The organism is Nibrella viscosa (assembly GCF_039541875.1).
In the GTDB taxonomy this organism is placed as follows: Bacteria; Bacteroidota; Bacteroidia; order Cytophagales; family Spirosomataceae; genus Nibrella; species Nibrella viscosa.
In genome coordinates, this window is record NZ_BAABHB010000015.1 from 166305 (window position 1) to 173511 (window position 7207).

Below are 7207 nucleotides of genomic sequence, written 5' to 3' on the forward strand. Positions count from 1 at the left end.
GGTCCTGCAACAAGCCCGCTGATTGATTTATAATTCCTCGTTAATACGCGCTTTAGCCGGCAGGCTTACCTGAATCGTCAACTATCGGGCCAGGCGCGGGTTGTGGGGCTTTTTACGCCATAATGGCAGATAATTAGCGGTAGCGCAGCCGGGTGCCGGTTGAGTGTCCCGGTTGCGGCAGATAAAGTTTGGCGTCGATCAGCCGCATTACCCATTCTGTTTTGTATCTTTCTGCTACGTGTTTACGCCATAACCCTGCTTTTGCTATGAAATGTCTGTTCCTGCTTCTGATTACCGGATGGCTGGTTACTACCGGCCGGGCTGAAGACCCGAAAACCCTCGAGATTGGGGCCAAAGCACCTGATTTTAACCTGACCGGTGTGGATAACAAACCGTACAGCCTGCGCAGTTTCGCCAAAGCCGATGTGCTGGTCGTAGTCTTCACCTGCAACCATTGCCCCACTGCCCAGGCCTACGAAGACCGCCTGATCCGGTTTACGGCCGATTACAAAAACAAGAGCGTGCAGGTTGTGGCCATCTCGCCCAATGATCCGGAGGCCGTCAGCCTCGACGAACTCGGTTACAGTGACCTCAGCGACAGCTTCGACGAGATGAAGATCCGGGCCAGCGAAAAAGGCTATACCTTTCCGTATCTCTACGACGGCGCTACCCAGACCACCGCCCGCGCCTACGGGGCCGTGGCTACCCCGCACGTGTTTGTGTTCGACAAAAACAGGACGTTACGGTACGTGGGCCGGTTTGATGATGTAGAGAAGCCGACGGGCAAACCCAACCACAACGATGCCCGCGACGCCGTAGACGCCCTGCTGGCCGGAAAACCAGTGACCAACCCAACCACGAAAACCTTTGGCTGTTCGGTGAAATGGAAAGAAAAGACCGACTGGATTCAGAAAACCAGAGAGCGGTGGGCAAAGGAAGCCGTAACGCTGGAAAGCCTGAACGAAGCGGCCGCCCGGAAGCTGCTGAAAAACGATACCGATAAACTGCGGGTGGTCAACGTCTGGGCCACCTGGTGCGGCCCCTGCGTGGTGGAGTTTCCGGATCTGGTGGATACTTACCGGATGTATCGCGGCCGCGATTTCGAGTTTGTGAGCATCACCACCGACAAGCCCGAAGCGCGGGAAAAGGCGCTCAAGTTCCTGAAAAGTAAACAGGCCTCGAACCCCAATTATATTCTGGACGGTGTAGACATCTATACCTTCATCGAAATCGTAGATCCCAAGTGGCAGGGTGCCCTGCCCTACACGCTGGTGATTGAGCCGGGCGGCAAGGTGGTGTACCGCAAGCAGGGACCCGTTGACCTGCGGGAATTCCGACGGGCTATTGTGGATAATCCGATTGTGGGCCGGTATTATTGAGGCCGTATACGAAACCCGTGGCCAGTGCGTATTAGGTTGTAGTAACACAACATACGAATGAATCGATTTGGGCTTTTCCTGGGCCTGCTGGTGGGTCTGCTGACGCAGGGATACGCTCAGCAACGCTATAAAGGCGTGGTGCGCGACGCCCGCACCCGCGAGCCGCTGGCGTTTGTGAGCCTGGCCGTGCGGGGCACGAAGCAGGGCACGCTGACCGACCTCGACGGGCGATTTCAGCTTCAGGCCGCTCCGGGGCAAAGTCTGCTGGTGAGCTATGTAGGCTACCGGGCGCAGGCGGTGCGGCTGCCTGCTGAGGCTGAAGTCCTGACAATTAGTCTGGAGCCGGCCGTGACGCAGTTAAGCGAGGTAGTGGTGCGGCCGGGAGAGAACCCCGCCTGGGCCATTATCCGCAACGTGCTGAAGAACCGCTCCCGCAACGATCCGGAGAGCTATTCCACCTACACCTGTAAGACCTACAACAAGTCGTATTACACCATCGAAAACTTTGTTACCGATACCACCACGGAAGCTTACCGCAACCAGCTCCGACGGCGGCCAGACAGTCCGATGATGATGGACGCCTTTACCAAACAGATGCATATCTGGCTGAAAGAGTCTGTTACCGAGATCCGCTACCAGCGCCCCCACCAGCGCAAAGAAATTATTCTGGCCACAAAATCGTCGTTTCCCGGTGACTTTTCAATGGGGATCACACCGACTGATTTTCAGCCGTTCGGATTTTATCAGGAGGTCATTTCCCTGCCGGTGATGGAGCGCAATTACCTCAATCCCATTGCCGACGGTACCTTTTCCCGCTACGATTTTGCCATTGAAGATACGCTGTTCCACGAGCGCGACAGCACCTATGTGTTGTCTTTCCAGCCGTTTCCGCACAAGCGTTTCGAAGGGTTACGCGGGGTGGTGTATATCAATACCGACGGCTATGCCATTGAAAACATCATTGCCATGCCGGCGGATACCAACCAGAAGGTCTGGTTTCGGGTGCAGCAGCAATACCAGCGCATTGGTGGCCGCTGGTTTCCCGACTGGCTGCAGACCGACCTGAAGATGCCGCTGGCCAAAAACACCACCAAACTGGATGTGCTGGTTCGCAACCGCAGCCAGGTGACCGATGGGCAGATCAACCCGGTCCTGCCCATGAAAAGCTTCGACCACCTGACCCGCGAGCAGCGCCCCGGTGCCGCGGCAGTTCCCGATTCGGTCTGGCAGCGGCTGCGGGCCGACTCGCTCGACACGCGGGAACGGGCCTCATACGCTATGTGGGATTCCCTGCCCCAACTGCGCCGGCTCGGCCGGTTCCTGAACGGCTTTAGCGGTATGATGCAGGTGCTGACCACGGGTACCATCGAAGGCGGTGCCGTAGACCTGGTAGTGGCCGACCTGCTCCGCTGGAATCAGTACGAAGGCACCCGACTGGGTTTGGGGGTGCAGGTGACACCCCCGCCCCTGCCCTGGGCAAAGCTGTATGCCTATGGGGCCTTTGGTACCCTGGATAAAGCCTTTAAGTACGGCGGAAGTCTGGAGGCCAACCTGCTGCCGCGCCGGGATCTGCGGCTGGGCGTCAGCTACCGGCAGGACATTGCCGAACCGGGGCAGTTAACATCACTGAGTCAGTCGCTGACCGTGCTGGGCCGGCCGCAACCCCGCAACTGGCTCCGCAGCCGCATGGATAGCGTGCAGACGTGGCGGGTCGACGGGTATTTCCGTCCCTTGCCCCATGTGCAGCTCAACCTGTACGGCTGGCGCGAATACCGGCAGGTAACGGCGTACCCTTACCAGTTTTCGGTAGAATCGGTGTATCCGCGCCGGTTTTACAACAGTGAGCTGGGGTTAAACGTCCGGATTGCCCCCCGCGAGCAGATGCAGAAGACAGGCAAGCTGGAGAGCATTCTGGCGGGCTCGTTCCCGGTGGTGGATGTGCAGGTCGCTCTTGGTATGCCGGCACTGGGCGGCCAGTTTACCTACACTAAAACGGTGGTTCAGGTCGATGACGAGGTGGTGAGCAAGGCCTTAGGCACGTCGCGGTTCCGGCTGCTGGGCGGCTGGCTCAACGGCACGGTGCCCTACCCATACCTGTTTGGAGGCCCCGGCAGCAGCGCGGGCGGCAACGGCTTCTATTACTACTCACCCAATACCTTTCAGACGATGGGCCTGTACGAGTTTGCCTCCGACCGCTTTGCGTACCTGTTCTGGGAACATAACTTCGGACGACTGCTGTTCCGGCTGAAAACCCGATATAGTCAGCCGGAAGTCAGCCTGTCGCAGCATATCGGCTTCGGGCAGTTAAGCGATCGCAAACCCCACGAGCCGCTGGCATTTAAAACCCTGGAAAACGGTTATTACGAAAGCGGCCTTTCACTCTATAACCTGCTGCGGTTTCCCTTCATGCAATCGCTGTACATGGGCCTGGGGGGCAGCGTCTTCCGGCGCTGGGGGCCAAACCAGCTCCCGCTCGCCCGTGATAACTACGCCTACCGGCTTACCGTGACGCTGTCGATCTGAGGTTGGCCAGCACAGCCAGGGTATCAGCCTATACCGCAGGGCTGGGCTTTTCGGGGGAAAAAGTGTAAATTTGCTTAGGTACTTCAGGCAGAAACGAACGCAGTATATACGTCCGAAGGGGTGCCGCTGTCGCTGTTTATGACTACAACCGAACAGAGGGTCATGGACCGGGTTAATCAGTTCATTGATGATAACCTGGCTGACCCCGAACTCTCGATAGATGTTATTTGTCAGGCTATTGGCATAAGCCGGTCCAATTTGTACCGGCTTATCCGCGACCAGAGTCAGTTATCGACAACACTCTATATCCGGCAGCGCAGGCTCGAAAAAGCCCGGCAACTGCTGGGTACCACCGACCTGCGCGTTGTAGAAATTTCGGAACGGGTAGGCATTGCTAATCCGCAGAATTTCACCAAGTATTTTACGGAAGCCTTCGGTGTAAACCCTACCGAATTTCGTCGTCGGCTCAGCACTGAGCCCATCGAAGCTTTATCGGCCGAGCCGGCGGAACCCGTTGTGTATGGCCCCGACGAGTCAACCGCCGACATTTCTGAACCTGAAGCGCACAAACAGGCGACCAACAGATGGCCGGGCAGGCGGCTTTTGCAACTCCGCGTCGGCTGGTTGGTAGCGGCCGTTCTTTTGCTGATTTCGGCCGTATGGGGGAGCTGGTACTGGCTGGCCCGCAGAGACGCCGAACACGCTATTGCCGTGCTGCCTTTCCGGAACATGGGTCCGGCCGGAAACGCTTATTTCGGCGACGGTATGGTTGAACAGATTCATTCGGCGCTGACGCTTATTGAATCCCTTAAAGTGATTTCCCGTACCTCCACGGAGGGATATGCGCAAAGCAGGCAGCCGTCCCCAAAAATTGGTAAGGAACTGGGCGTCGATTACCTGCTCGACGGGCAGGTAAGGCAGCAGGGTAACCGGGTTAAAATCTTTGTGGAACTTATCCGGGCCGACGAAAACCGAACCATCTGGTCGCAAACCTACGAAGGCGAGACTAAAGAAGCCGTGAGCTTCACCCGCGCCATAGTCCGGCAGGTAGCTGACCAACTTGGGGAGCGGCTTTCGACGGTGACCCGGCAGCGAATTGACCAGGCACCTACGCATAACCCACAGGCGTTCACCGAGTTCCTCAAAGGACAATACCTGATGCGTAACCGGACCAAAGAAGGGCTGGATGCCAGCCTGGTTAATTTTGACCGGGCGCTGGCGCTGGATACTACATTCAGCGATGCTTTCGCTTACAAAGGACTGGCTTACATGCTGATGGGGTCTGAAGGTTACCGAAATCCGGATTCCTGCTCCCGATTGGCAGAAACCAATGTGCTCTCGGCGGTGCGGCTTGATCCGCAAAACGCACTGGCCTATGCTACGTTGGCCCAGTTGTATCAGGAGCGGAACAAATGGGAGCAGGCCGGCACCTTCTACCAGATTGCCCTGCGGTACCGCCCCAACGAAGCCATCATCAACTACTGGTACAGTCTGTGGCTCCGCTCGGTCGGGCAGATGGACCGGGCGATCGAGTACAGCACCAAAGCGGTGAATCTGGACCCATTGTTTCCGGTGATTCTGATTGGTCACATTGGCAACCTGTCGTATGCCGGCCGATTCGCTGACGCTAAAAAAGCAATTGACGAAGGGCAGCCATTACACGGTAATCTGTATTCCTGGTACTGGGCGGTAGGCTATTATTATATTATCCGGCAGCAGCCGGAACTGGCCTTGCGGGCTTTTGAGCAGGGGCTGCGTCTTAATCCCAGTTCAACACATATTCAGGGACGGATTGCTTACATAAAAGCCCTGTTAGGCCAGCCGGAGATGGCCCGGGGGCTGCTCAATTCCATGCCCGACGTTCCGAGTAATTATCCGGACCGGGCGATTCTGTACGCCGGCCTGGGTGATCGCGAACGATGCCTGCAGTACCTTGAAAAAGGCGTTGAAACCGGTTGGTTGCCTAATTACGTGAAAGTATCTCCTCACTTTGTGTCGTACCGGAACGAGCCCCGCTTTCAGGCCGTACTCCGGAAAGCCGGCCTGGCTACGTCGGCTGTGCAGTAGTAAACGCAACGGGCAAAATGGCACTATAACGCCATTGTTGACCGAATAGACTAAGGGCTGAATCAATAGACTAAGTTTTTGACCGATTAGACGAAGCCGTTTTTGCCGTCGGGGGCGAGGTTTGTATCAACCTTATCGCGCTACCAAACCGTCGCCCGACTCCATGAAAACACGTCTCTATTACTCGTTTTTACGCTTGTTCTTACTGGCTTACCTGCCCAGGATTTCAGCGCAGTCCATCACGTCGGTTCAGCCCGGCAACGAGGCCGACAAGTATGCCTTTTATAAACCAGGTATCTCTGGCCGGAACCAGGCGGTAATGCCGGACGGCATTATCGTTGCCGCCCGGTCGGCCAAATCACCAAGAGTTGCAAAGAAAACCTGGGAAGAGCAGCTTGCCGAATTCATTGGCTACCCGGCCGTTCTGAAGCAGGGGCAGCCCTACGATACCGATCTGCTTCATACGGTCCGCTTACGCTTCCAACTCGATTAATAGGGCTTTAATCCTACCGAAACTATTCTCCTCTCTTCTTACCTGATCTGATACCTACCATGATACGTACGCTTTCTGTTCTTTTGATTAGCCTGGCCGGACTGCTCAGTTTACCAGGCCCGGCCAAGTCCGGTACTCCTCTGCTCCTCACTACGGACCGGGAAGCAGACATACGTACCGACCGGGCCATTGCCGGCAAATTGCGGGTCGACGTAACCTACTCCATCCGAAACTATAAGCACCCCAACAAAGCGGCTATGGCCCGTCGGTGGGAGCCGGAAACAATAATACCGTTGCAGATGGGGTTTTCCCGGCGGATTACCATTGGTGACTATCAACGCCCACTGGTGCGCCGGATGAGGACTCGATAGCGCAGCGGTATACCTCATGCCTGCATAGCATAAGGCCTCCGGCCCCTGTAAACTGCTAATGAGTTTACAGGGGCCGGAGGCCTTATGCTAATTGGTACAAAACAGGCCTTTACGCTAATTTGACGTCCGCAAGTAGAAAGCCTGGTTTGCTGTACTTTTGGTGGTATTATTCCCGTGCTAACTTTTCTTATTTTAAGTTTTAAGGAGAGTTTGGCCGGATCATCCTGAACCCTATACATACGCTGCCATGAAGTGGACACAAGAGGTCAACCCGCTCGACAGTATTGTACTTTCTGCCCTGGTGGCGGTCGCCCCCATCCTGTTTATCTTCTGGGCGCTCATCATCCGCCGGATGAAAGGCTACATGGCTAGCC

General features: G+C 56.2%; 5 protein-coding genes. All 5 read left to right on the plus strand.

The genetic code is table 11. From position 1 onward, the window contains the following. Nucleotides 1–266: 266 nt before the first annotated feature. The 5 genes from ABD931_RS25430 to ABD931_RS25450 all read left to right on the plus strand — a co-directional run bounded on the left by ABD931_RS25430 (nt 267) and on the right by ABD931_RS25450 (nt 6833). Nucleotides 267–1379, plus strand: a complete 1113-nt coding sequence (locus ABD931_RS25430) for a redoxin domain-containing protein (RefSeq protein WP_345270837.1) — start codon at nt 267–269, stop codon at nt 1377–1379. Nucleotides 1380–1436: 57 nt separating this feature from the next. After that, entirely contained in the window at nt 1437–3902 is a 2466-nt protein-coding gene (locus tag ABD931_RS25435; protein ID WP_345270838.1) for a DUF5686 and carboxypeptidase-like regulatory domain-containing protein, read from the plus strand. Nucleotides 3903–4040: 138 nt separating this feature from the next. Next, nucleotides 4041–5969, plus strand: a complete 1929-nt coding sequence (locus tag ABD931_RS25440) for a helix-turn-helix domain-containing protein (protein ID WP_345270839.1) — start codon at nt 4041–4043, stop codon at nt 5967–5969. Between the two features lie 163 nt (nt 5970–6132). Further along, on the plus strand, nt 6133–6462 hold the full coding sequence (locus ABD931_RS25445; protein WP_345270840.1) for a hypothetical protein: 330 nt from the start codon (nt 6133–6135) through the stop codon (nt 6460–6462). Nucleotides 6463–6521: 59 nt separating this feature from the next. Then, nucleotides 6522–6833: a hypothetical protein gene (locus ABD931_RS25450; RefSeq protein ID WP_345270841.1), complete on the plus strand. Its 312-nt coding sequence runs from the start codon at nt 6522–6524 to the stop codon at nt 6831–6833. Nucleotides 6834–7207 lie beyond the last annotated feature (374 nt).

Excerpts from the sequence above, each read along its gene's own strand:
- ABD931_RS25430 (WP_345270837.1), top strand. The coding sequence starts at position 267 with ATGAAATGTCTGTTCCTGCTTCTGATTACCGGATGGCTGGTTACTACC.
- ABD931_RS25435 (WP_345270838.1), top strand. The coding sequence starts at position 1,437 with ATGAATCGATTTGGGCTTTTCCTGGGCCTGCTGGTGGGTCTGCTGACG.
- ABD931_RS25440 (WP_345270839.1), top strand. The coding sequence starts at position 4,041 with ATGACTACAACCGAACAGAGGGTCATGGACCGGGTTAATCAGTTCATT.
- ABD931_RS25445 (WP_345270840.1), top strand. The coding sequence starts at position 6,133 with ATGAAAACACGTCTCTATTACTCGTTTTTACGCTTGTTCTTACTGGCT.
- ABD931_RS25450 (WP_345270841.1), top strand. The coding sequence starts at position 6,522 with ATGATACGTACGCTTTCTGTTCTTTTGATTAGCCTGGCCGGACTGCTC.